Annotated in this window: 22 protein-coding genes; 12 read left to right on the top strand and 10 right to left on the bottom strand. The window is 69.7% G+C overall.

Annotation, left to right across the window (positions count from 1 at the left end; translation table 11 throughout):
• A partial coding sequence (locus QH290_RS32520; protein WP_280269626.1) for an acyl-ACP desaturase occupies positions 1-693 on the top strand: 693 nt, incomplete at its 5' end.
• A gap of 105 nt (positions 694-798) precedes the next feature.
• Here QH290_RS32520 and QH290_RS32525 read toward each other — a convergent pair.
• Positions 799-1,725 (bottom strand): RNA polymerase sigma-70 factor, encoded by a 927-nt coding sequence (locus tag QH290_RS32525; RefSeq protein WP_280387093.1) that lies wholly within the window; start codon positions 1,723-1,725, stop codon positions 799-801.
• Between the two features lie 202 nt (positions 1,726-1,927).
• Here QH290_RS32525 and QH290_RS32530 point away from each other — a divergent pair, with 202 nt between their 5' ends.
• Positions 1,928-3,022, top strand: a complete 1,095-nt coding sequence (locus QH290_RS32530; RefSeq protein ID WP_280387095.1) for an NAD(P)/FAD-dependent oxidoreductase — start codon at positions 1,928-1,930, stop codon at positions 3,020-3,022.
• A gap of 37 nt (positions 3,023-3,059) precedes the next feature.
• Here the strand turns inward: QH290_RS32530 and QH290_RS32535 are convergent, their stop codons facing one another.
• Positions 3,060-3,413, bottom strand: coding sequence for a DoxX family protein (locus QH290_RS32535; RefSeq protein ID WP_280387097.1), 354 nt, complete (start codon positions 3,411-3,413; stop codon positions 3,060-3,062).
• Positions 3,414-3,491: 78 nt separating this feature from the next.
• On the opposite strand from QH290_RS32535, the gene QH290_RS32540 reads away from it, so the two are divergent.
• The 4 genes from QH290_RS32540 (at position 3,492) to phoU (ending at position 8,995) form a co-directional block, all read left to right on the top strand.
• Positions 3,492-4,373: a sigma-70 family RNA polymerase sigma factor gene (locus QH290_RS32540; RefSeq protein ID WP_280387099.1), complete on the top strand. Its 882-nt coding sequence runs from the start codon at positions 3,492-3,494 to the stop codon at positions 4,371-4,373.
• Positions 4,374-4,410: 37 nt separating this feature from the next.
• Positions 4,411-5,559 (top strand): tRNA dihydrouridine synthase DusB, encoded by a 1,149-nt coding sequence (gene dusB / locus QH290_RS32545; protein WP_280387101.1) that lies wholly within the window; start codon positions 4,411-4,413, stop codon positions 5,557-5,559.
• Between the two features lie 343 nt (positions 5,560-5,902).
• Positions 5,903-8,230 (top strand): LCP family protein, encoded by a 2,328-nt coding sequence (locus QH290_RS32550; protein WP_280387103.1) that lies wholly within the window; start codon positions 5,903-5,905, stop codon positions 8,228-8,230.
• Positions 8,231-8,329: 99 nt separating this feature from the next.
• A complete protein-coding gene (gene phoU / locus QH290_RS32555) occupies positions 8,330-8,995 on the top strand; it encodes a phosphate signaling complex protein PhoU (RefSeq protein ID WP_068026413.1) in 666 nt (221 codons plus the stop codon).
• Positions 8,996-9,001: 6 nt separating this feature from the next.
• Here phoU and QH290_RS32560 read toward each other — a convergent pair whose 3' ends face one another.
• The 7 genes from QH290_RS32560 to QH290_RS32590 form a co-directional block, all read right to left on the bottom strand.
• A complete protein-coding gene (locus QH290_RS32560; protein ID WP_425303678.1) occupies positions 9,002-10,615 on the bottom strand; it encodes an MFS transporter in 1,614 nt (537 codons plus the stop codon).
• Positions 10,616-10,818: 203 nt separating this feature from the next.
• Complete coding sequence (gene pstB / locus QH290_RS32565) at positions 10,819-11,595, bottom strand: phosphate ABC transporter ATP-binding protein PstB (RefSeq protein WP_280269619.1); 777 nt, start codon at positions 11,593-11,595, stop codon at positions 10,819-10,821.
• A gap of 19 nt (positions 11,596-11,614) precedes the next feature.
• On the bottom strand, positions 11,615-12,517 hold the full coding sequence (gene pstA, locus QH290_RS32570) for a phosphate ABC transporter permease PstA (RefSeq protein WP_280387105.1): 903 nt from the start codon (positions 12,515-12,517) through the stop codon (positions 11,615-11,617).
• Positions 12,517-13,494 carry a phosphate ABC transporter permease subunit PstC gene (pstC, locus tag QH290_RS32575; protein WP_280269617.1) on the bottom strand — a complete coding sequence of 326 codons (978 nt, stop codon included), beginning with the start codon at positions 13,492-13,494 and terminating at the stop codon, positions 12,517-12,519. The genes pstA and pstC overlap by 1 nt, the downstream gene beginning before the upstream one ends.
• An 88-nt stretch (positions 13,495-13,582) precedes the next feature.
• Positions 13,583-14,698: a phosphate ABC transporter substrate-binding protein PstS gene (gene pstS, locus QH290_RS32580; protein WP_280269616.1), complete on the bottom strand. Its 1,116-nt coding sequence runs from the start codon at positions 14,696-14,698 to the stop codon at positions 13,583-13,585.
• A 277-nt stretch (positions 14,699-14,975) separates the two neighbouring features.
• The gene (gene mshD / locus QH290_RS32585) at positions 14,976-15,848 is read right to left on the bottom strand and encodes a mycothiol synthase (RefSeq protein WP_425303679.1); all 873 of its coding nucleotides are present in this window, start codon (positions 15,846-15,848) and stop codon (positions 14,976-14,978) included.
• Between the two features lie 153 nt (positions 15,849-16,001).
• Complete coding sequence (locus QH290_RS32590) at positions 16,002-16,760, bottom strand: winged helix-turn-helix transcriptional regulator (RefSeq protein WP_280387107.1); 759 nt, start codon at positions 16,758-16,760, stop codon at positions 16,002-16,004.
• Positions 16,761-16,992: 232 nt separating this feature from the next.
• On the opposite strand from QH290_RS32590, the gene QH290_RS32595 reads away from it, so the two are divergent.
• From QH290_RS32595 to QH290_RS32620, 6 genes are all read left to right on the top strand, one after another.
• Complete coding sequence (locus QH290_RS32595; protein ID WP_280261207.1) at positions 16,993-17,922, top strand: LmeA family phospholipid-binding protein; 930 nt, start codon at positions 16,993-16,995, stop codon at positions 17,920-17,922.
• The gene (locus QH290_RS32600; protein WP_280261209.1) at positions 17,919-18,368 is read left to right on the top strand and encodes a thioredoxin family protein; all 450 of its coding nucleotides are present in this window, start codon (positions 17,919-17,921) and stop codon (positions 18,366-18,368) included. Before QH290_RS32595 ends, QH290_RS32600 begins: the two co-directional genes overlap by 4 nt.
• Positions 18,369-18,677: 309 nt before the next feature.
• A complete protein-coding gene (locus QH290_RS32605; protein WP_280387109.1) occupies positions 18,678-19,184 on the top strand; it encodes a DUF4395 domain-containing protein in 507 nt (168 codons plus the stop codon).
• Between the two features lie 29 nt (positions 19,185-19,213).
• The gene (locus QH290_RS32610; protein ID WP_280261213.1) at positions 19,214-20,047 is read left to right on the top strand and encodes a sulfurtransferase; all 834 of its coding nucleotides are present in this window, start codon (positions 19,214-19,216) and stop codon (positions 20,045-20,047) included.
• A 2-nt stretch (positions 20,048-20,049) separates the two neighbouring features.
• Positions 20,050-20,355 (top strand): DUF1416 domain-containing protein, encoded by a 306-nt coding sequence (locus QH290_RS32615; protein WP_280261214.1) that lies wholly within the window; start codon positions 20,050-20,052, stop codon positions 20,353-20,355.
• A 342-nt stretch (positions 20,356-20,697) separates the two neighbouring features.
• Complete coding sequence (locus QH290_RS32620; protein WP_280387117.1) at positions 20,698-21,297, top strand: heme-binding beta-barrel domain-containing protein; 600 nt, start codon at positions 20,698-20,700, stop codon at positions 21,295-21,297.
• A 450-nt stretch (positions 21,298-21,747) separates the two neighbouring features.
• On the opposite strand, the gene QH290_RS32625 is transcribed toward QH290_RS32620, so the two are convergent.
• The gene (locus QH290_RS32625; RefSeq protein ID WP_425303680.1) at positions 21,748-23,703 is read right to left on the bottom strand and encodes an ATP-binding cassette domain-containing protein; all 1,956 of its coding nucleotides are present in this window, start codon (positions 23,701-23,703) and stop codon (positions 21,748-21,750) included.
• Positions 23,704-23,878 lie beyond the last annotated feature (175 nt).

The raw sequence follows: 23,878 nt of genomic DNA on the forward strand, positions 1-23,878 counted from the left end.
GGTGCCTGGGGCACCTGGGTCGGACGCTGGACCGCCGAGGAGAACCGCCACGGCATCGTCATGCGCGACTACCTGGTGGTCACCCGCGGCGTCGACCCGGTCGCCCTCGAAGAGGCCCGGATGATCCACATGACCAACGGCTTCGCCTCGCCCGCCGAGGCCGACGCCGGGTTCCTGCATTCGGTCGCCTACGTGACGTTCCAGGAGCTGGCCACCCGCGTCTCGCACCGCAACACCGGCAAGGTCTGCGACGACCCGATCGCCGACCGCATGCTGCAGCGCGTCGCCGCCGACGAGAACCTGCACATGATCTTCTACCGCAACATGTGCGGCGCGGCCCTGGATCTGGCCCCCGACCAGGCGCTCGACGCGATCACGCTGATCCTGGAGAACTTCCAGATGCCCGGCGCGGGCATGCCCAACTTCCGCCGTAACGGCGTGCTGATGGCCAAGCACGGCATCTACGACCTGCGCCAGCACCTGGAGGAGGTCGTCCAGCCGGTGCTGAAGAAGTGGAAGATCTTCGAGCGCGACGACTTCACCGCCCGCGGCGAGCAGACCCGCGAACGCCTGGGCCTGTTCCTGGAGAAGCTGGGCCAGGACGTGCTGAAGTTCGAGGAACAGCGCGACCGCATGCTGGCGCGAGAGGCCGCCAAGCGCGAGAAGCAGCTGGCCGCCAGCTCGGCGAGCTGAGCCGACGCCCGCTCCCGAACCGGCACGGTAGCCGCTGCGGGGGCGGGTGATTCCGGCCGAAAGCGTGCCGGAATACGTCGGGCTCGGCCCGAAGCACGCCCAGAATCAGCGAATCATGGCGGTCTCGCGCTCCATCCGCGACAGCTTGGCCGGATTGCGCACGATGTAGACACCGGTCACGAAGCCGTCGTCGATTCGCATCGTCACCACGTTGTCGATCTCGCCGTCGAGCCGGACGATCAGCGCCGGACAGCCGTTGACATGTGCCGGTTCGGCCGACACCGAGCTGCCGAACCGGTCCGAGAGCAGGCCCGCGAGGCGGGCCACCCGGCGGGCGCCGACGACCGGTCTGCGCACGGCGTTCGCGATCCCGCCGCCGTCACCCAGCAGGACGACATCCGGCGCGAGAATATCCAGCAGTCCCTGCAGCTCACCCGTCTCGACCGCCCGCCGGAATGCGGCGAGCGCGCCTCGGGTCTCGGCCGGGGAGACGACTCCGCGCGGCCGCCGCGCATCCACGTGCGCCCGCGCCCGATGCGCGATCTGTCTCACCGCCGCCGGACTCTTGCCGACGGCGTCCGCGACCTCCCCGTACCGCAGGTCGAACACCTCGCGCAGCACGAACACCGCCCGCTCGACCGGCGTGAGAGTCTCCAAGATCAGCAGCATCGCCGTCGACACGCTGTCGGACAGCTCGACGTCCTCGGCCACGTCCGGCGCCGTGAGCAGCGGTTCGGGCAGCCAGGATCCGACATACGACTCCTTGCGTCGGCCGAGCACGCGCAGCCGGGTAAGCGCCTGGCGCGTAGTGATTCTCACCAGGAACGCACGCTTGTCACGCACCGCGTCGAGATCGACGCCCGCCCACTGCAACCACGCCTCCTGCACGACGTCCTCCGCGTCGGCGGCCGAGCCGAGCATCTCGTAGGCGACCGTGAACAGCAGGTTGCGGTGTTCCACGAACGCCGCCGTGGCGAGATCCGGATGTGCGTCATCGTGGTCCGCGGCCGTCGCCGCCGGTGTGCCGTCCATGGCCGGGCTCCTGTCTCTTCGTCCGGGCTTGCTGTACATCGCTCGGTCCGGTCCTGCACACAGACACCGCCGCACCAGGTTTCGTGACACCCGACCCCGGTCGAGAGGCGGCCAGGTGGCGCGGATCACATGGCTCGACCGTCACAGGGATCGCACGGGTGGCGACGTATGCCCGTTCAGTGACGCCGAAGAGGAGGCCGCTATGAAGGTCGTAGTTGTGGGTGCCGGGTACGCGGGCATGATCGCGGCGAACCGGCTGGCCAGGCACGTGCGCGAGGCCGAGATCACCGTGATAAACCCGCGGCCGGACTTCGTGCCGCGCGTGCGGCTGCACCAGCACATCGCGGGGACCGGCGATATCGCGGCGCCGATCACATCGCTTCTGCGCGAAGGGATTACGGCACGGGTGGGTAACGTCGACAAGATCGCCGACGGCGCCGTCGTCCTCCACGACGGCGAGCAGCTCACCTTCGACTACGCGTTCCTCGCCGTGGGCAGTACGGTCCGGCCGCTGCCGGGCACGATCCCGGTGGGCGTGTGGGAGAGCGCGGAACGGGCCCGCACGGCGTGTGCCGCGCTGCCCGCGGGCGCCCTCGTGACGGTGGTCGGGGGCGGGCCGACGGGCATCGAGACGGCGGCCGAGATCGCCGCGGCGAGAACGGATCTCCGGGTGCGGATCGTCGGTTCGTCGGTGGCCGGGAGCTTCTCGGCCGGAGCGCGCGGCCGGATACGCGCCGGACTGCAGCGGCTGCGGGTCGATATCGTCGACGACGGAGTAACGAAAGTGGTTGCGGGCGAGGGAGAGTCCGGCGGCATCGTGCACCTGCGGTCGGGGCGCTCGTTCGCCTCCGATCTGACGCTGTGGGCGATGGTCTCGGGCGTCCCCGATCTGGCGGCGCGCAGCGGTCTCGCGGTGAACCAGGAGGGCCGCGCCCTCGTCGACGAGTTCCTGCGCAGCGTCACCGATGAGCGCATCTTCGCCGTGGGCGACTGCGCGGCGGTGCCCGGCGCGCGCTTCGCCTGCCAGACGGCCGGGCCGCAGGGCGCGCACGCGGCCGACACCCTGGCCCGGATCATCAAGGGCCGCAAGCCCAAGCCGTACTCCATGGGGTACGTCGGGGTCGGCGTCAGCCTCGGCCGCAAGGACGCGGTCGTCCAGCTCACCCGGCGCGACGACACACCCCGGCGGGCCTACCTCGCGGCGGGCACCGCCGTCCTGCTCAAGGAGGCCGCGTGCCGGGGCGCGGAGTACGGAGCGCGCACCGGCGCCGGTGCCTGGATGCCGGGGCCGAAGTGATCGGGCCCACCTGGCCGGGCTCGGCTGTCTCGGATCGTCAGCCGAGCCGGTAGGCCAGCGTGACCGCCAAGGTCACCACGGCCAACGCCAGGGCCCCCGAGACCGGCCCCAGCGCGTAGTCGCGGACGCGCAGGTGGGTGATGACGGCGCCGATGAAATACAGCACCAGCCCGGTCGCCGCCGCGATACCGAGCACCGGAACGGCGAATCCGGCCAGCAGCCCGAGGGCGGCGGCTCCCAGCAGCGTGCCCAGCACGGGCATCCAGGACTGTGGCACCCGGACCACCTCGGCCGCGGCGACCGGGATGGGATGGCGGACATAATTCATCCAGCACCCCGCACCGGCGGCGGTGGCGGTCAGCAGCGTGATGATGACGTACAGAGCGAGCATCGGGCATGTCCTCGATTCGAATCGGTAGCGGGAACCCCCGTCACCTCTACGACGGACCCCGACGGAGAAAGGTGACGCGTGCACCAGCAGGACGAATTGGCGCGGGACTTCGAGGCGCAGCGCGACCGTCTCCGTGCCGTCGCCTACCGTCTCCTCGGTGACGGCGACGCCGCCGACGACGCGGTCCAGGAGACGTGGCTCCGCTTGGCCCGCAACGATTCCCGCGATATCGACAACCTCACCGCCTGGCTCACCACGGTCGTGTCCCGGATCTGTCTGGACATGCTGCGCACCCGGACCACCCGCAGGGAGGATCCGGCGGACGGGCTCGACATCGGCGACTCCGCGTACGACAGCGACCCCGAACACGAGGCCGTGCTGATCGATTCGGTCGGCCGGGCACTACTCGTCGTCCTCGGCACCCTGAATCCCGAACAGCGCGTCGCCTTCGTCCTGCACGACCTGTTCGCGGTCCCGTTCGACGCCATCGCCCCGGTCATCGGGCGCACCACCGCCACCACCAAGAAGATCGCCAGCCGCGCCCGCCTGCGGGTCCGCCGCGACGACGCCCCGCCGCCCGCGGAACTCGCCGCCCAGCGACAGGTCGTCGACGCCTTCCTGGCGGCCGCGCGCGACGGCGACCTGCACCGGCTGCTGGAGATCCTGGCGCCCGACGTGGTGCGCACCGCGGACCCCGCCGCCCTGCCCGCCGGGATGGCGACCGTCGTGCGCGGCGCGGCGGCCGTCGCCGAGGAGACCGTCGTGCTCCGCCGCCGCTCCGGCGTGGCCGCCCTCGCGCTCGTCGACGGCGCGGTCGGCATCGTCGTCGCCCCGCGCGGCCACCTCCTGCTGGCCCTGCGAGTCACCGTCGCCGACAACCACATCGCCGCCTACGAGGTCATCGCCTCCCCCGCCCGCCTGCGCCGACTCGACCTCGCCGTCCTCCCCGACCGTGGGTGATCCCGGCCACGAGCGGGCGTTTGAGACACTGGAGATCATGACTGCCGTCGTCGAAGCCACGCCCAAGCTGCGGATCGGACCCTATCCGGTCGATCCGCCGGTGGTGCTCGCCCCGATGGCCGGTATCACCAATGTCGCGTTCCGCACGCTGTGCCGGGAGTTCGGCAGCGAGACGTCGATCTATGTCTGCGAGATGATCACCGCGCGGGCCGTGGTGGAGCGCGATCCGAAGACCATGCACATGATGAGCTTCGGCGCCGCCGAGCGGCCGCGTTCCATGCAGCTCTACGGCGTGGATCCGAAGACCATGGCCGAGGCCGTCAAGATCATCGTCGGGGAGAACCTCGCCGACCACATCGATACCAACTACGGCTGCCCGGTGCCGAAGGTGACGCGGCTGGGTGGCGGCGCCGCGCTGCCGTACAAGCGACGGTTGTTCGAATCGATCGTGCGCGGCATGGTCGCGGCCGCCGAGCCCGCCGGGGTGCCCGTCACGGTGAAGTTCCGCATCGGCATCGATGACGACCACCGCACCTACCTCGACGCCGGACGCATCGCCGAGGCCGAGGGCGCGGTGGCCGTCGCGCTGCACGCCCGGACCGCCGCGCAGCGGTACTCCGGCCAGGCGGACTGGTCGGCGATCGCCCGGCTGAAGGAGGCCGTCACCACCATCCCGGTGCTCGGCAACGGCGACATCTTCAGCGCCGACGACGCCGTGCGGATGATGGCCGAGACCGGCTGCGACGGCGTGGTGGTCGGCCGTGGCTGCCTCGGCCGCCCCTGGCTGTTCGCCGAACTGCAGGCGGCCCTGCGCGGCGAACCGGTGCCCGCGGGTCCGAACCTGGGCCGGGTCGGCGAGATCCTGTACCGCCACGCCACCCTCCTGGCCGACCACGACGGCGAGCACAAGGGCCTTCGTGACCTGCGCAAACACATGGCCTGGTACCTGATGGGCTTCCCGGTCGGCGCCGAACTGCGCCGCCGCTTCGCCACGGTCTCCACCCTGACCGAACTCCAGGACCTGATCGGCGAACTCGACCCCACAGCCCCCTTCCCGAAGGACGCGGAAGGCCCGCGCGGCCGCCAGGGCTCCCCCGGCAAGGTCAGCCTCCCCCACGGCTGGCTCGACGACCCCGAAGACGCCGCCGTCCCCACCGCCGCCGACGTCATGCACTCGGGCGGCTGAGGCGACGGCTCGCCGAATGGTCACTCAGGCTGCTGAACGCTCCCGGGCCGGTCAACACAACATCGTAATGTTGGCGGGGCGAATGCGGGGCGATCGATAGGCTGGCGGAATTCTTATCCGGGCGAACCGGGGAAGAGGGCGGTGTGCGGCGGGCGGGACCGAATCCGGCCCAACGTCCCAGCAAACACACAGCACCCTTGTCGCTGCAATCCCGACCTGCCACGTTGTAGCTGAATCGTTATCATGACGGGAACCGGTGATGCTGTGCGCCTTCGAGCGCTTCACCCACGCTTGGGTACACATCGGATCCGGGTGCAGACGACGAGTGAAGCGAGGTTCCTTGGTGGGTGACGACGAACGGCGCGGGCACGTGTCCGGGCCCGGTGGTCGCGCACCGTGGGAGCGCTACCCTGCCCCGGATTCGGGTGACGAGGAGCCCTCCCCACGCCGCAGCCGCCACGCCGACGATTCCACCTCCGGGGGCGGTCCCATCACGGTGCACGACCTCGTGCAGCGCGTCGACAACGAACGCGGGCGCGGACGCCGTCGCCGCCCGGCACCCGAACCCCCGCCCGAGGCGCCACCCGGGCGCCGTCGCCGACCCGAGCAACAGAACGGCACCGGACGTGCCGCGACGCCGCCCGCCGCGGCCCCGCCCGGCACCGCCGGTCCGGCCCCGGCGCCATCCGGCCCGAAACGCTCCACACCTTCCGGCTCCGTAACGCCCGCCCCGGCACCCCCCGGACCGAAACGCTCCACACCCTCCGGCTCCGTAACGCCCGCCCCCGCGCCGCCCGGTCCGAAGCGCTCCACACCTTCCGGCTCCGTAACGCCTGCCCCCGCGCCGCCCGGGCCGAAGCGCTCCGCACCCCCCGGCCCGGTCCAGTCCGGCCCCGGCGCCGACGACCGCCCGACCGACACCGTGGCGCCCGCACAGCCGGGCCCGGCCGCCTTCCGCGCGCCCGCCGCGGACACACCGGTCACCGATCCGGCGCGGTCACCCCGCGACGCCGCGGCGCGCCCCGCCGGTCCGGCCGTCGACCCCGCCACCGACAAGCTTCCGGTCCCGGAATCGGAGTCCCCGGCGTCGCCGCCGGTGGATCGACCCGCGGCCGCGGCCCGGCCGAAATCCGTAGGCGCCCAGCCGTTGTCGCGACTGGCCATGAGCAAGCGGCGCCGCCAGCAGAAGCTGCGCCTGGCCGCCCGCGCATCGACCGCCTTCGCCGCCGTGCTGGCCCTGGTGCTGACCGGTGTGGGCTGGAACTACCTGCGCGCCACCGACAACGGCTTCACCCAGGTCTCCGCGCTCGACGAGAAGTCCGAGGACATCGTCGATCCGGGCGGCCAGCTCGGCGACGAGAACTTCCTCATCGTCGGCACCGACACCCGGGCCGGGGTGGACGGCAACGTCGGCGCCGGTACCACCGAGGACGCCGAGGGCTCCCGGGCCGACACGGTCATGCTGGTGCACATTCCCGAGAACCGGCAGCGCGTCGTCGCGGTGTCGTTCCCGCGCGACCTCGACGTCACCCGGCCCGCCTGCGAGGGCTGGGACAACGAGAAGGCGAAGGGCACCGGCGTCCAGTTCCCGGCGGCCAACGGCGACAAGCTCAACGCGACCTACGCGCTCGGCGGACCCCAGTGCCTGACCAAGGTGATCCAGAAGCTGGTCGGCCTGCGGATCGGCCATTTCGTCGGCATCGACTTCAACGGCTTCTCCTCCATGGTCGACACCATCGGCGGGGTCGAGGTCTGCACCGCGAAACCCCTCGTCGACGACGAACTCGGCACGATCCTGCCGAACGCGGGCAAGCAGGTGCTCAACGGCCCGACCGCGCTGGACTACGTGCGCGCCCGCCACGTCTACGGCGAGGAACGCAGCGACTACGACCGCATCCACCGCCAGCAGCTGTTCCTGTCCTCGCTGCTGCGCGGCGCGCTGTCGAGCAAGGTGCTGTTCGACGTCGGCAAGCTGAACGGCTTCATCAACGCGTTCTCCAGCAGCGCCTTCATGGACGCCGTCAGCACGAAGGATCTGCTGATGCTGGGCCGATCGCTGCAGAAGGTGGACGCGGGGGCGATCACGTTCCTGACGGTGCCCACCGCGGGAACCACCTCCTACGGCAACGAGATCCCGCGCGAGTCCGACATCAAGGAACTGTTCCAGGCGGTCATCGACGATCAGCCGCTGCCGGGCGAGAAGAAGGCGCCCGAGCCGAGCAAGGCGGCCGCCCCGGCCCCGGCGCCGAAGCAGCTCACCGCGGCCGACCCCAGCACGATGTCGGTGCAGGTGTCCAACGGCTCGGGGACCTCGGGTCTCGCGAACACCACCGCGACCAAGCTGTCCAACCAGGGCTTCCAGATCTACAGCACCGGGAATTACGCCGCGGGCACGGTCTCGACCACCCGGGTCCGGTACTCGGCCGGGCACGAGGCCGAGGCCGCCACGGTCGCGTCCGCGATTCCGGGTGCGAGCATGGAGGCCGCCTCCGGGCTGGGCAGCATCGTGGAGGTCGTGCTGGGATCCGACTTCACCGGCACGGTGAAGGCGCCGACACCGTTCGGCAATCCGCTGCCGGAGACTCCGGCGGCCGCGAGCTCGGGCGAGACTCCGGCCACACTCCCGTCCGATCTCGAGCACGTCAACGCCGCCGACGACACCTGCAAGTGACCACCCGCCCACCTGCGCGATTCCGCTAGCTCCCGGCAACACCGACGGTTCACCCACCGTTCGTGACTTGGTCAGCGCTGGGAACTAGTGTTTGGTTTCATGCGTGTCATCTACAACGAACAAATGGCCGATCTCGCCAATATGCTGGGCAAGATGGCCGGTCTCGCGGGCTCCGCGATGGAGCGGGCGACGCAGTCGCTGCTGCAGGCCGATCTGCCGCTCGCGGAGCAGGTGATCTCCGAGCACGACCAGATCGCCGAGATGATCACGCAGGCCGAGGAGAAGGCGTTCGCGCTGCTGGCGCTGCAGGCGCCGGTCGCGGGCGATCTGCGCCAGGTGATCAGCGCCATCCAGATCGTCGCGGACGTGAACCGGATGGGCGCGCTGGCGCTACACGTCGCCAAGGTGACCCGCAGACGCCACCCGAACCATGCCCTGCCCGAGGCCGTCAACGGCTACTTCGCCGAGATGGGCCGGATCGCGGTCAATATGGGAGCCGCGGCCAAGGAGGTCCTGGAGACGCGCGACCCGGAGCGGGCCGCGCAGCTCAACCAGGACGACGAGGCGATGGACGACCTGCATCGCCACCTGTTCACGCTGCTGATGGACCGGGAGTGGAAGTACGGGGTCGCCGCCGCGGTCGACGTCACGCTGCTGGGCCGCTACTACGAACGCTTCGCCGACCACGCGGTGGAGATCGGCCGCCGGGTCGTCTTCCTCGTGACCGGCGAACTGCCACCCGACCCGGACGCCGAAAACCTCTGAGGTCGGCTACTTCCCGGCGTCACCCTTCCGCCAGGCGAGCAACGGTGAGACACCGCGCTCGGGCTTCCAGGGCAGCAGCACCGCCACCAGGATCGCGCATACCGCCAGCGCCCCGACCGCCAGATGCGAGGCCGCCTGGGCACCCTCGAGCGCCGCGACCTTCATGGCGTGGACGAGATCGGCCTTCGGTTTGGCGAAGAACGGGCTGGTCGGCGCCTTGACGATCTCCAGCACACTGATCGGGGTATCGCGGGCGATACTCTTCTGATCCGCGTTCATGATCCCGTTCGGAATCGCATCGATGCGGGCCCCGACGCGATCGGAGTAGATCGAGGTCATGATCGAGCCGAGCACCGCGACGCCCAGGGTGCCGCCGACCTCGCGGGTGGTGTCGTTGACCGCCGATCCCGCACCGGCCTCCGCCTCCGGCACCGACCCCATGATCGAGGCGGTGGCCGGTCCCTGCACCACGCCGAAGCCGATGCCCATCAGCACCATCGACACGACAACCGGTCCCAGATAAGGGGTTTCGACCTTCACCTGACCCGCGATGTACATGCCCGACGCGAGCAGCACCAGCCCGAACAGGATCGTCGCTGTGGTGCCGATGCGCTGGGCGGCCAGGGTCGCGGCCGGTGCGCCCAGCCCGACCGCGGCGGCGAAGGGCAGCGAGTGGATCCCGAATTCCAGTGCGCTGAATTCCTTCACACCCTGGAAGTACTGGGTGATCAGGAACAGGAATCCGAAGGCGCAGAAGTAGGACACCGTGATCGCCAGCGCCGGGACCGAGAACCGCCGGATCCGGAACAGCCGCACGTCCAGCACCGGCGACTCCACCCGCAGCTCCCAGGCGATATAGGCGACCAGCAGCAGCAGCGAGATCGCGTAACCGGTCATGCTGCGACCGGCCAGCCAGCCGTACCGGGGCGCCTCGATGATCGTCCACACCAGCGTCGTCACCGCCACCAGCGACAGCCCGATGCCGATGACGTCCAGGCGTCCGGTGTGCTCGGCCCGCGATTCCGGCACCGCGACGAGCACGGCCACGATGGCGATCAGCGCGATCGGCACATTGATCCAGAACACCGAATGCCAGCTGAAGTACTCCAGCAGCCAACCGCCGGTTACCGGCCCGATCGCGACCGCGACACCGGCCATGGCCGTCCACAGGGCGATGGCCGCGGCCCGGGCCCGCGCCTCGGGGAACAGGTTGATGATCAACGCGAGGGTCGCCGGGAACACCGCGGCCGCGAAGACGCCCATCCCGGCCCGTGCCGCGATGACCTGTCCGAGCGTCGTCGACAGCGCGCCCACGGTCGACATGACGGCCACGCCGATCAGGCCGACGATCATGATCCGCCGCCGCCCGAACCGGTCGCCGAGGTGCCCGAGGGCCAGCAGCAGCCCCGAGAAAGCCAAGGTGAAGGCGTCGACGATCCATTGCAGCCCACTCATGCGCGCCTGCAGCTGCACCGCCATGGACGGCAGCGCGACATTGACCAGGGTGTTGTCGAGCACCACGAGCAGTTCCGCGAGACAGATCGCGAGCAGCGCGAACACCCGCACCCGTACCGCCGGTGCCATCGCGAGCCCGGACGGGCTCGCCGTTGATACCGCCATCCGACGCCTCCTATGTATAACGATCGGTTTAGTTGGCCCGAACGGTATCCGTTACGTGGAGTTGCACACAACCGACCGTGGTAGGAGACGACCCAGCTAACAGAGGGCACGCAAATGTGTCGCCGGTCACAAGGCGTGGAGACAAAGTAAACGGCCCTGGTCCGTACCGGACCAGGGCCGCAAATCACCCCAGCTGTCGAGGACTACCCGAAGCGACCCGAGATGTAGTCCTCGGTCTCCTTACGCGCCGGGTTGGAGAAGATCTTCTCCGTCTCATCGATTTCGATCAGCTTGCCCGGCTTGCCCTGGGCCTCCAGGTTGAAGAACGCGGTCTGATCGCTCACGCGCGCGGCCTGCTGCATGTTGTGCGTGACGATGACGATCGTGAATTCCTTCTTCAGCTCGGCGATCAGATCCTCGATCGCGAGCGTGGAGATCGGGTCCAGCGCCGAGCAGGGCTCGTCCATCAGCAGCACGTCGGGCGAGACCGCGATGGCGCGAGCGATGCACAGGCGCTGCTGCTGACCGCCGGACAGGCCGCCGCCGGGCTTGTCGAGGCGGTCCTTCACCTCGTTCCACAGGTTGGCGCCCTTGAGGGACTGCTCGGCGACCTCGTCGAGTTCCTTCTTGTTGCGCACGCCCTGCAGCTTCAGCCCGGCCACCACATTGTCGCGAATCGACATGGTGGGGAACGGATTCGGGCGCTGGAACACCATGCCGATGGTGCGGCGCACCCCCACCGGGTCGATCTGCGAGCCGTAGATGTCCTCGCCGTCGAGCAGCACGGCGCCCTCGACGCGCGCGTTCGGGGTCACCTCGTGCATGCGGTTGAGCGAGCGCAGCACCGTGGACTTACCGCAACCCGAGGGACCGATGAAGGCGGTGACGCTGCGGGGCAGCACGGTCAACTGCACATCGGCGACGGCGTGGAACTTGCCGTAGTAGATGTTGAGATCTTTGACGTCGATCCGCTTGGCCATGTCGTATTCCGTTTCGCTTCTATCGGTTCCGGGTGAGCAGCTTGTTGACGACCGCCGCCCCGAGATACAGCAGCGCGATGATCAGGATCAGGGTCAGCGCCGCGCCCCAGACGCGCCACCGGCCGGCGGGCTCCGGGTTGGCCAGCTCCTGGTAGATCAGCAGCGGCAGCGAGGCCATATTGCCGTCGAACAGGTTGGTGTTGATCGACTTCGAGTAGCCGACCAGCACCAGCACCGGTGCCGTCTCGCCCATGACGCGGGCCACGGCCAGCAGCATGCCGCTGATCATGCCCGGCAGCGCGGTCGGCACGACGATCTTCACGATCGTCTTCCATTTCGGAATACCCAGCGCGTAGGACGCCTCACGCAATTCGTCCGGCACCAGCTTGAGCATTTCCTCGGTGCTGCGCACCACCACCGGAAGCATCAGCAGCACCAGCGCGAGCGCGACCGCGAAGGCGCTCTGCGGCGCGCCGAGGGTGGCGATCCAGAGCGCGAAGACGAACAGCGCGGCGACGATCGAGGGCACACCGGCGAGGATGTCGACCATGAACGTCGTGGTCCGGGCCAGCCAGCCACGCCCGTACTCGACCAGGTAGATCGCGGCCATGATGCCCAGCGGCACCGCGATGATCGCGGCCACGGCCGACTGCACGATGGTGCCGTAGATGGCGTGGTACACACCGCCGCCGTACTGGTCGGGCAGCACGCCCTTCTGCGAATTGCCCCACCAAGTGCTGCTGACGATGGCGTCGAAACCCTTGCTGAGCACCAGGATCAGCACCCAGCACAGCGGCACCAGCGCGATGGCGAAGCACAGCCACATGACACCGGTGGCGATGTGGTTGCGGACCCGGCGGCCCGTGCTGATGCTCCGGAACGCGGGCGCCTTGACCGGGCGGTCGAGAGTGGTTGTCGCCATTACCCGTTCACCTTCCCGCCGGCCGCGATCCGCGCCAGCGCGTTGACCACGAAGGTCAGCGCGAACAGCACGAAGCCGGCGGCAATGTAGGCGCCGGTCGGCAGCGCCTGACTGAATTCCGAAGCGGCCGAGGCGATCTTGGAGGCGAAGGTGTAGCCGCCGTCGAACAGCGACCAGTGCCCCGCCTGCGCCGCGGTGCGCAGCACCACCAGCACCGCGATCGTCTCGCCGAGGGCGCGGCCCAGGCCGAGCATGGATCCGGCGATCACACCGCTGCGGCCGTAGGGCAGCACGGTCATCCGCACCACTTCCCACTTGGTGGCGCCCAGCGCCTGCGCGGCCTCGATGTGCTCGCGGGGAGTCAGGTTGAAGACCTCACGGCTGACCGAGGTGATGATCGGCAGGATCATCACGGCCAGCACGACACCGGCGGTGAAGATCGTGCCGCCACCGCTGATCGACACGTTGCCGGTCTTGAACAGGAAGAACCAGCCGAGGTTGTCGTTGAGGAATTCCTGGACCGGCGACAGCCGCTGGGCCAGTACCAGGAAACCCCAGAGACCGAACACGATCGAAGGCACCGCCGCCAGCAGATCCACGATGATGGCGAACGGCCGAGCCAGCACCTTGGGCGCGTACTGCGTCAGGAACAGGGCGATTCCGACCCCCAGCGGCACGGCGATCACCAGCGCCAGTAACGAACTCAGCACCGTGACCATGAACAGGTCGCGGATACCGAAGTTCAGGTTGTTGGCGTTGGTGACGTTGAACTCGGCGCTGGTGAAGAAGTTGGCCTTGTTCGCCGCCACCGACGGCACCGCCCTGATCAACAGGAACAGCGCGATGAGCGCGATGGCCGCGACAATGGTCGCGCCGGCGGCCGTGGCCAGTGAGCGGAAGATGAACTCCGCTCGGGCGCTGTGAACGCCCTGGCCACGCGTGGTTCGCGCCGGTTCGGTGCTGGTTTCGCTCGGCATAGGGGCAGTATCTCCCGCCCGCGGGCCGGTCGAGTCCGACCGGTCCGCTGCGGTGGCTTCGTCGTGCACGGTCATGGGGACTGAGCTATCAGGAGATCGCGTTGATCGCGGTGGTCAGCTTGGTCTTGAAGGCGTCGGGGATCGGCACGTAGCCGGACTCGTCGAGGCCCTTCTGACCGTTGTCCACCGCCGAGGTCATGAACGCCTTGACCGCCTTGCCGGTCTCCGGATCGCTGTACTTCGAGCACACGACCTCGTAGGTCGGCATCAGGATCGGGTAGGCGGCCGGGTCGGTCGGCTTGTAGAACGAGGTGGTGTCGATGACCAGGTCGTTGCCCTGCCCGGTGATCTTCGCGCTGGCGATCGCCTTACCGGCGGACTCCACGTTCAGCTCGACCGGCTTCACGGCGGCATCGGTGATGATCTGGGCCACCGACAGGCTCTGCGCCTTGGCGAACGACCACTCGTTGTAGGTGATCGAGTTCTTGGTGTTCTTGATCGCGGCCGAGGTGCCCTCGTTGCCCTTGGCGCCCTCGCCGACACCGCCGTTGAACGTCTTACCGGAGCCCTTACCCCAGGCCCCGTTCGAGGCGGAGTCGAGGTACTGCTGGAAGTTGTCGGAGGTGCCCGACTCGTCGCTGCGGAAGATCACGCGGATCGGCTCGGCCGGAAGGTTGGCGTTCTGGTTCAGCGACTTGATCGCCACGTCGTCCCAGCGGGTGATGGTCCCGTTGAAGATCTTGGCCGCGGTCGGACCGTCCAGCACCAGGTTGTTCACGCCGTCGATGTTGTAGGTGATGGCGATCGGACCGAAGACCGTCGGCAGGTTCCATGCCGGGGCGCCGCAGCGAGCGGCCGCCTTGTTCGGCTCGTCCTTCTTCGAACTCAGCGGCGAGTCGGTGCCACCGAAATCGGTCTGGCCGCCGATGAATTCGTTGACGCCGGCGCCGGAACCACTCGACGTGTAGTCGAGGGTGTAGCCGTCGCAGTTGGTCTCGTAGGCGGCCACGAATCGGTCCATCGCGTTCTTCTGTGCGGACGATCCGCTGGCCTTGAGAGCCTTCTTCCCACCACACGCGACATCGACCGTCGAGCCGCCGCCTCCGGTGGTGGCCGTGTTGTCGTCACTGCCACAGGCCGTCAGGGTCAGTGCTCCGGCTGCGGCCAGCACACCGAGCAGAGCGCCATTGCGCTTGAGATTCACCTATTCCTCCGGGAATCGCGTAGTACACGCCCGGTCCCTCAACAACCGGACGGGTGCCGTGTGGTGGGTCGTTCGCAGCGAACTTGCGCACCAGGGCAGCGAGTGCTGCCCATAAGTAACGTAGGTTCGGCCGGTTGACAGTTGGACCTGGCCAAGTGAACGGAAGGTGAACAACCCGGCGCGATTGCACGCTCGGCCGTGTGACATTTGCCGCAGTGTTACTCGCGTCCCGCTTCGCGGGTCATTTCCCGCGTGCGAGGCCCGTCTCCGGATTCGCTCACCGCGCGGCGTACGCGGCGTCGACGTGCGCGGTCTCGAAGCCGAGCCGGGTGTAGGTGTGTACCGCCGCCGTGTTGTCGGCCTCGGTGTACAGCAATACCTCGCCCAACCCGAGGTCGCGCAGGTAGCGCAGCCCGGCCAGCGTCAGCAGGCGGCCCAGCCCGCGGCCCTGGGCGGCCGGGTCGATCGCCACGACGTAGACCTCCCCCGCCGGAGGCTGCTCCTCGTGGTGCACCTTGGTCCAGTGAAAGCCCAGCATGCGATCCGGAGCGGCCGGATCCACCGCGATGAACAGGCCCTTCGGATCGAACCAGGACGATTCCCGGCGCACCGCGATCTCGGACTCGGTCCATCCCCCCTGTTCGGGGTGCCAGTCGAATGCGGCGTTGTTGACCCGCAGTAGCTCGGCGTCGTCCTCCGGGCCCGCGTAGGTACGCAGCGCGACGCCCTCGGGCACGCGCAGCTCGGGTAGCTCCGGTGTTGCCAGCGCCCGGCGCATCTGCCACAGTTCGCGCGCCACGGTCAGCCCGAGGCGCCCGGCCACGGCCCGGGCGGAGGCCAGATTGCCGTGCGCCCACACCCGCGCGCCGGGACCGCCGGCGGCCAGCACGGTCGAGACCAGCGTGGCGCCGATGCCGCGTCCACGCTGCCGCGGATCCACCACCGCCTCGGCCATCGCCGGGTGTTCGCCATGGGCCGGAACGAGATTCGCGTAGCCGAGCACCTCGCCGTCCAGCGCCGCCACCAGGTGGCGCGCAGCCGACGAGGTGGTCAGCGACAGCACGGCCTGCTCGGAAACCGGCGCGACGCCGTCGACGTCGGTCGCGCGCTCGAGGACCTCGCCGATCTGCCGCGCGGTGTCGGCCGGGATCTCGTCGAGCCAGCCCGTCAGCGCCTGCCCGTCGTGCGAATACGCGCGGTCACTCACCGCAGCCACCTCCTGCTCGTCGCCCGCCGGACGCGATCGCCGTCCGGCCTCGTTCGCGCCCGCATGCGCGCGCCGCACCCGCCTACCGGCGACGGATCACGAGATCGACCCGTTGGACGTGCCCATGTCGTCCTCCGGGCCGTCGGAGTCGTCGGGGAAACTGGTCGGCTCGCCCTTGCCGCTGGTGCGCGCCGGGCGCACCGCCTTGTAGCCGACGTTGCGGACCGTGCCGATCAGCGATTCGTATTCGCTGCCGAGTTTGGCGCGCAGCCGCCGCACGTGCACGTCGACGGTCCGGGTGCCGCCGAAGAAGTCGTAGCCCCAGACCTCCTGCAGCAGCTGGGCCCGGGTGAACACCCGTCCGGCGTGCTGGGCGAGGTATTTGAGCAGCTCGAATTCCTTGTAGGTGAGGTCGAGCGGGCGACCGCGCAGCCGCGCGGTGTAGGTGCCCTCGTCGATCACCAGTTCACCGAGGGTGATCTTGCCGGTGTTCTCGGGGCTGGCGGCGCCGCCGTTGCGCGCCACCAGCAGCCGCAGCCGCGCATCCAGTTCCGCGGGACCGGTGCCGGGCAGCAGGATGTCGTCCAGCCCCCAGTCCGCGTTCACCGCCACCAGGCCGCCCTCGGTCAGCACCGCGACCACCGGCACCGAGGATCCGGTGCTGCCGAGCAGACGGCACAGTCCGCGGGCGGCGGCCAGATCGGTCCGGGCATCCACCAACGCCACATCCGCGGTGCCCGCCTCCAGCAGCGAGGCCACCTCGGTCGGCGCGGGCCGAACGTTGTGAGGCAGTAACGCAAGCGACGGCAGCACCGACTCCGGATTCGGGTCGGAGGTCAGCAGGAGCAGCTCCACCAGCTCTCCTCCCAATCTGGCATGTCCGCGGCAACCTCGGTGTCATTCGCGAATTCATGCTCGTCCGCACAGGTAATTCGTGCCTACATTAGCGTGTCCACGCCAATGACCACGCATTCCAGGCAACCGACGCACTCCGCCTGCACCGACGACCGCCCGACCGGGAGCGCCCGCGGAGCCCTGCGCACCACACCGTGCGGCCGCGTCGACCGGCAACCGATATCGTGCGTACATGAGTAACTCACCGGGCACGTCCGACGCTCGGGCAGCGCGCGACCGCCGGTCCGGCGAGGAATTTTCCACGCACGCCGAGGTGCCGCGGCGCGGCGGGGCGGCGCGCAGGGTCATCATCGGCGTGCTGTTGCTGGTCGCGCTCGCGGTGGTCGTCGACTTCACCGCCGCGGCCTACTCCGAGTACCGCGTCTCGCGATCGCTGCGCGCCGGCGGTGACCTCAGCGCCGATCCCGAGGTGACCATCCACGGCTTCCCCTACCTGGCGCAGGCGCTGCGCGGCGAATATCACAACGTCGACATCCGCGCCCGCGCCGATCGGCCCGACATCCCCGGCGAGATCCTGGTGGAGACCACGCTCAACGGGGTGCGGCTGCCGATGGGTGACCTGATCGACGGCAATATGCGATCGGTCCCGGTGGACCGGGTCGCCGGGCGTATGCGCATCGAACCGGTGGAGCTCGGCCGCCTGTTCAACATCCCCGACCTGCAGCTGACCGGGCCCCCGGCGGACAAGTCCGACGGCACCGGCGGCTCCGGCGGCACGGGTTCGACCACGCAGGGCGCCTACATCCTCACCGGGACCATCCCGGTCGGCACCGATTCCACCGCCAGCGACAGCACCACCACCGACTCCGACAAGGTGAGCGTCAGCGTCAAGGTGAATCTGCTGCTCGACGGCGACCAGGTCCGCATCGTCGCCACCGACCTCTACCGTGACAAGAGCGACACCACCATCAGCACCACCACGACCACGCGTCCGGACCTGGACAAGGCCGCGGTGCTGGCCCGGTTCACCCGCACCATCGACACCAGGGACCTGCCGTTCGGGGTGCACCCGACGAAGGTCCAGGCGCTCGGCGGCAACATCATCGTCGAAGGCGAGGGCGAGAACATGACGATCGATATGGACAGGTTCGCTCGCCCATGACCGAAATCACCATCCTCGTGCTGGTGCTGGCGGCCGCCCTGGCCGTCGGCCTGCTGCTGCGCTACCGCGCGGGCCGGGTGCGCACCTCCGCCGCACCGGCCGACAGCGTCGCCGCGGGGGACCGCGGCAAGCTGCTGGCCGCCGTCGGCGTCACCGGCGAAGCGCCTGCGGTACTGCACTTCTCGGCCGATTGGTGCGGTCCGTGCGAGGCGGTGCGCCGGGTCGTCGCGGGGGTCGTCGCCGATCTCTCCCAGGCCCCGCAGCCGCCGCTGGACATCGAGGTCGATATCGACGCCGAACCCGCGCTGGCGAAGGAGCTGAACGTGCTGTCGCTGCCGACCACCTTCATCTTCGACGCCCGCGGCCGCGAGCGGTTCCGCATCTCCGGCGTCCCGAAGGCGACCGACCTGCACAGCGCCCTCACCCCGCTGACCGCGGCCGCCTGACGCCCCCGGGGTGCTTACGCATGCTCGATGCCGTTTAGTGACTCGAGTTACGGACCCCGGGTCCAATTCCCGCGCCGAAGCGGGTAAACTGCTACCCGTGCAATCCCGCCGAGAGCTGATGCTCACCCGACGCCGCACAGTCGATCTGTGCCGCCTCGGCGGTTGTTGCTGCCTGTGCATGTAGCCGGTCGGCCCTTCGTTCACTTCTGACGCCGACCGGTTTTCCCACCGCGTGAGCGATCTCTCCGATCCCCCGGTGATCTGACATATCCCTGACAGATGAGCCCATGCAGCGCAGGAGTTTCTCCGATGTCCCACAACAGCCCCACCACTGACAGATCGCCCACCGCCGTACCCGCCGACCGTGTCGACGTGCGCGGTCCCCGCTTCGCGGCCTGGGTCACCACCGGCGTGCTCGTGCTGGTGCTGATCGCCTCGGCCCTGTCCGCACCGCTCGCGGCCGCCCTGACCGGACTGCAGGCGGTGGTGTTCGCCCTGGGCGCGCTCCACGGTCCCCGCCGCAGCCCGTACGGGCGGCTGTACGCGCGGTTCGTCGCCCCTCGCATCGGCCCCGCACCGGAGACCGAGCCCACCCCGCCGCTGCGTTTCGCGCAGCTGGTCGGCGGCGTGTTCGCGGTGCTGAGCTTCGTCGGCTTCGTCGCCGGCAGTACCGTCGTCGGCGCGATCTTCGCCGGCTTCGCGCTGTTCGCAGCGTTCCTGAACGCGGCCTTCGGCATCTGCCTGGGTTGCCTGCTGTACCCGTTCGCCCAGCGGTTGATCCCCAAGTCGGCCGCTCCGACCAACTCCCCCACCTAGCCCCGGCAAGTAACACCGAAAGGAACAACATGGCTCGCTCCGATGTCCTGGTCTCCGCAGACTGGGTCGAAGAGAACCTCAACGCCCCCGGCGTGGTCATCGTCGAGGTCGACGAGGACACCTCCGCCTACGACACGGGCCACATCGAAGGTGCCGTGAAGCTCGACTGGAAGCAGGACCTGCAGGATCCGGTTCGGCGTGACTTCGTCAACCGGGAGCAGTTCTCCGACCTGCTGTCGGCGCGCGGTATCGGCAACGACGACACCGTGGTCCTCTACGGCGGCAACAACAACTGGTTCGCCGCCTACGCCTACTGGTACTTCCGGCTCTACGGCCACCAGAACGTGAAGCTGCTCGACGGCGGCCGCAAGAAGTGGGAGCTCGACGGGCGCCCGCTGTCGAAGGAGGCGGTCTCCCGCCCGGCCACCACCTACAAGGCGGGCGAGCAGGATCTGTCGATCCGCGCCTTCCGTGACGACGCCATCGCGGCCATCGGCACCAAGAACCTCGTCGACGTGCGCTCGCCCGACGAGTTCTCCGGCAAGATCCTGGCCCCGGCCCACCTGCCGCAGGAGCAGTCGCAGCGTCCGGGCCACATCCCCGGCGCCATCAACGTGCCGTGGTCCAAGGCCGCGAACGAGGACGGTACGTTCAAGTCCGACGAGGAACTGGCCGCCCTGTACAAGGAGGCGGGCCTCGACGGCGAGAAGGAGACCATCGCCTACTGCCGCATCGGCGAGCGCTCCTCGCACACCTGGTTCGTGCTGCAGGAGCTGCTGGGCCACAAGAACGTCAAGAACTACGACGGGAGCTGGACCGAGTACGGCTCCCTCGTCGGTGCACCGATCGAGTTGGGAGCATAAACATGTGCGCAGCACCTACCCAGGGCCAGGCCCTGCCGGCCAATGTCGACACCGAGAAGGAGACCGTCCTGACCGGTCGCGTCCTCGACGCCGACGGCAACCCCGTCGGTGGCGCGTTCGTGCGGCTGCTGGATTCCAGTGACGAGTTCACCGCCGAGGTCGTCGCCTCGGGCACCGGTGACTTCCGGTTCTTCGCGGCGCCGGGCGACTGGACCATCCGCGCGCTGTCCTCGGCGGGCAACGGCTCGGCGGCCGTGCAGCCGCAGGGCGCGGGCATCCACACCGTGGACGTCGCGGTCGCCAAGTAATCAGGCGATATGGCCCCGGGATTCGCCTACAGCGATATGGCCCCGGGATTCGAGTCTTCGAATCCCGGGGCCGTTTTCGTGTCTGCGGCGGCGGGTCGTTAGACTTCGAAACGTGGTCCTTGCCTTCGAGATTCTGCTGGTTCTCGTCTCCGTGCTGATCGCCTGGTTCGGTCTGTACGTCCTCTACCGGCTGTTCACCGAGTCGTGACAGAGTCGGCGCACGAGAACGTCGACAAAGCAACAGCGAACGAGACGCCGGAGGAGGCGTCGGCCGTTCGCACGGACGGCGGCGCCCGCCGGGGCGGTGCCGCCGACGACGCACGCCGCAGCGGCGACCAAGCGGTGACCGAGGCCGCCGAGCGCGCGAAGTCCACGGGTGCCCGCAATATCGAGCAGCTGCCCGGACTGCCGCTGCCCGAGGACACGGCCAACCTGCGGCAGGGTCCCGATCTGAGTTCCTCCATGCTGGCCCTGCTGCCGCTGGTGGGCGTGTGGCGCGGCGAGGGCGAGGGCAACGATCCCGAGCGCGGTGACTACCACTTCGGGCAGCAGATCATCGTCTCCCACGACGGCGGCGACTATCTGGCCTGGGAATCGCGCTCCTGGGTGATCGACTCCGACGGCAAATACGTCGGCCCGGACCTGCGCGAGAGCGGCTTCTGGCGGGTCGGGATCGACGGCGACGACGAGGTCATCGAGCTGCTGCTCACGCACAGCTCGGGCGTCGTCGAACTGTTCTACGGTCAGGCCCTCACGCAGTCGTCCTGGGAGCTGGCCACCGATGTGGTCATTCGCAGTCAGTCCGGTGCGGTCGTCGGCGGCGCCAAGCGCCTGTACGGCATCGTCGACAACGGCGATCTGGGCTATGTCGAGGAGCGAGTGAAGGCCGACGGCGCCCTCGAACCGCGCCTGTCGGCCCGGCTGCAGCGCTACATCGGCTGAGCCGCGCGGCCGCATCCAGAGCTGAGCACCCCGGAAAAGGAACGACCCCCGAGCCATACCGCGGAGGAGTGAACCTCTCGCGGTCCCGGTCGGACAAACCGGGGGCTCGGGGGCCGGGTGGCTGCCTTGGATTCAGCTCGGCGCTCGCGCGAACGAGAATCCGTTAGCAGCGGTGGCGCCTAGCTTGCAGCCACCTCACGTGTCCTCTGAATACTCATTCTTCGAACCACCTCCTTTCCCGTGTACGGATCAATCTAGTGGGCGCCCGGGTGGTCGGCAACGGATTTTCGCGCGGCGCGGAACGGCAGGTCAGAGGGAATATTTGCGATGATCGCGGAGTTGCGGCGCGCGGCCGGAATCGGCACCGCCCAGGACCGAACGTCGGTGCGGCCCAGCACGGTTCGTTCCCGCGGCATCGGCTCGGCCCCGCAGCGCGGGTCGACCTGCGGTTCAGTCCGGGGCTGCGGCAGCCGCGGACCGTAGCGATAGGCGACCCTCGGAATCGACCTCGACCACTCTGTCTGCGCGATGGTCCGGCGGCAGCTGATGGGTGACGACCACGACGGTGCGGTCCGGTGCGACGAGGCCGCTGTGCTCGTCGAGGAGGGCGCGTAGCAGGTCGGCCCCCGCGTCGGCATCCATGTGCTCGGTGGGCTCGTCGAGCAGGAGCACGCGGGCCGGGGAGGCCAGCGCGCGAGCGAGCAGGATGCGGCGGCGCTGACCGCCGGAGATCGCGGCGGCGCCGCCCACCAGTTCGGTGTGCAGGCCGTCGGGCAGGGTATCGAGCCAGTGACCCAGACCTACCGTGCGCAGGGCGGTTTCGGCCTCGGGTTCGGTGAGGTCGCCGCGTGCCACGCGCAGGTTCTCGAGCACGGTGGTGCCGAAGATGTGCGCGTCCTCGGCGAAGAAGGTGACCCCCGGCCGCGGGGCGTCGAACAGGCCCGCCCAGTGCATCAGCAACGTGGTCTTGCCGCCCCCGCTCGGCCCCGTGACCGCGATGCGCCGCCCCGGGGGCACCTCGCCGTACCCATGCGGGGGTGACGAGCCGGAGTTCCGCTGCGCGCCACCGACATCGGAGCGGCGCTCGTCCGAACCGCCGGGACAATCCGAACGCCCGGCACCGCCCGACGACCCGGCAGCGCCCCGCCCGGCCGCTCTCGACGGAACCGCGGTGTCCGGCGACACGGCCGTCGCGGACCGATCGGCGACGTTCGGCCGCACGGCGATGTCGGACCGGCACTGCCGGGTCGGCCGCTGCACCGCCGTGATCCGGCGCAGGGCGGCACGACCGTTGGTCAGGGCCTGCACCGCGGCGGGAAGGACGCCCACGGCCTCGAACGCCGAGAGTGGCAGCAGCACAAGCACACTCAGGGCCATCGGGGTGATGCCGCCCGGCGGGGCGGGCTGCAGCGGGCCGGACGGGGCGCCGGTTCCGCTGCCGTACAACAGGATTCCGATGAGCAGCGCGCCGAGGACGCTGACACCGATCGACAGCGGCGTAGCGGCGGCCGCCCAGGCGCTGTGCGACGCCGCGCGATCCTCCGCCGCGACGGCCCGCTGCCCGGCCCGGGCGGCCTCCGCGAGCGCGTCGTCGAGTCGCCCGGCCACCCGCAGTTCGGCGGCGTGATCGAGCACGGTGACCGCGGCCGCGGTGAACTCCCTGCGGTCGTCGCGCACCGCCTGCTCGGCCTCGCGCGCCGCCCGCGCGGACAGCCACGGGGCCGCGATCCCGGCGACGGCCAGCGCGAGCGCCAGCACGGCGGCCGCCGCGAGCGAGATGGTGGCCAGCAGGCCGACCGCGGCGAGCGACAGCACCACCGCCACCGCGATCGGCACGAACGCCCGCACCACCACGGCACCGAGATCGTCGATATCGCTGCCGATCCGGGTGAGCAGATCGCCACGCCGCAACAGCGCGGTATCGGTCTCGTGGGCCCGATCGCCCATCGAGACGGAAGTCCGGCCGCCGGGTCGAGCGATACCGGACCGCCGACCAGCACGCGCACGGTCCGCCGATGCCCCGCCGACGTCCCTCCGATTCGTGCGAGGCGGATCGGCCGGGAGCGGGGCACTCGCCGATCCGGACGCGCGATCGCGGGACCGCCAGGTCCAGATATCCGCAGCTGCCAGCGCCGAGTACACGCTCGTGCGCGCCGTCGTCATGGCCCGCAGCGCCACGTCATGGGTGGCCAGCCGCTCCAGATATCGGCACAGCCCGCGCGAGATGCCCAGCGCGCGCACCGCGACCACCGCTACGCTCAGGTCCAGCACCGGCGGCATCTGCCAGGCCCGCGCGATCAGCCACGCCGCCAGCGCGGCCAGCGCCAGCCCGCTGCCCAGGGCCGCCGTCCCCCACCCCACCGACACCGCGATCCGCCACCGCGACAACTCCAGCAACTCCCGCATCCGCCGAAAGTCGTTCAGCGCCTCCCTCATCGGACCACCTCCCGAACTTCCCCACCGCGATAGCCGATCTCACCATCACCGTGCAATGCGGAATCGGGGCCCCCCCCCCCGCCGGCGGCGGGGGGGGGGGGGGGTGGGTGGGCGGGGGGCGGACGCCGCCCCCGCCCGGCCCGCG

Source organism: Nocardia wallacei, from assembly GCF_029869545.1.
GTDB lineage: Bacteria > Actinomycetota > Actinomycetes > Mycobacteriales > Mycobacteriaceae > Nocardia > Nocardia wallacei_A.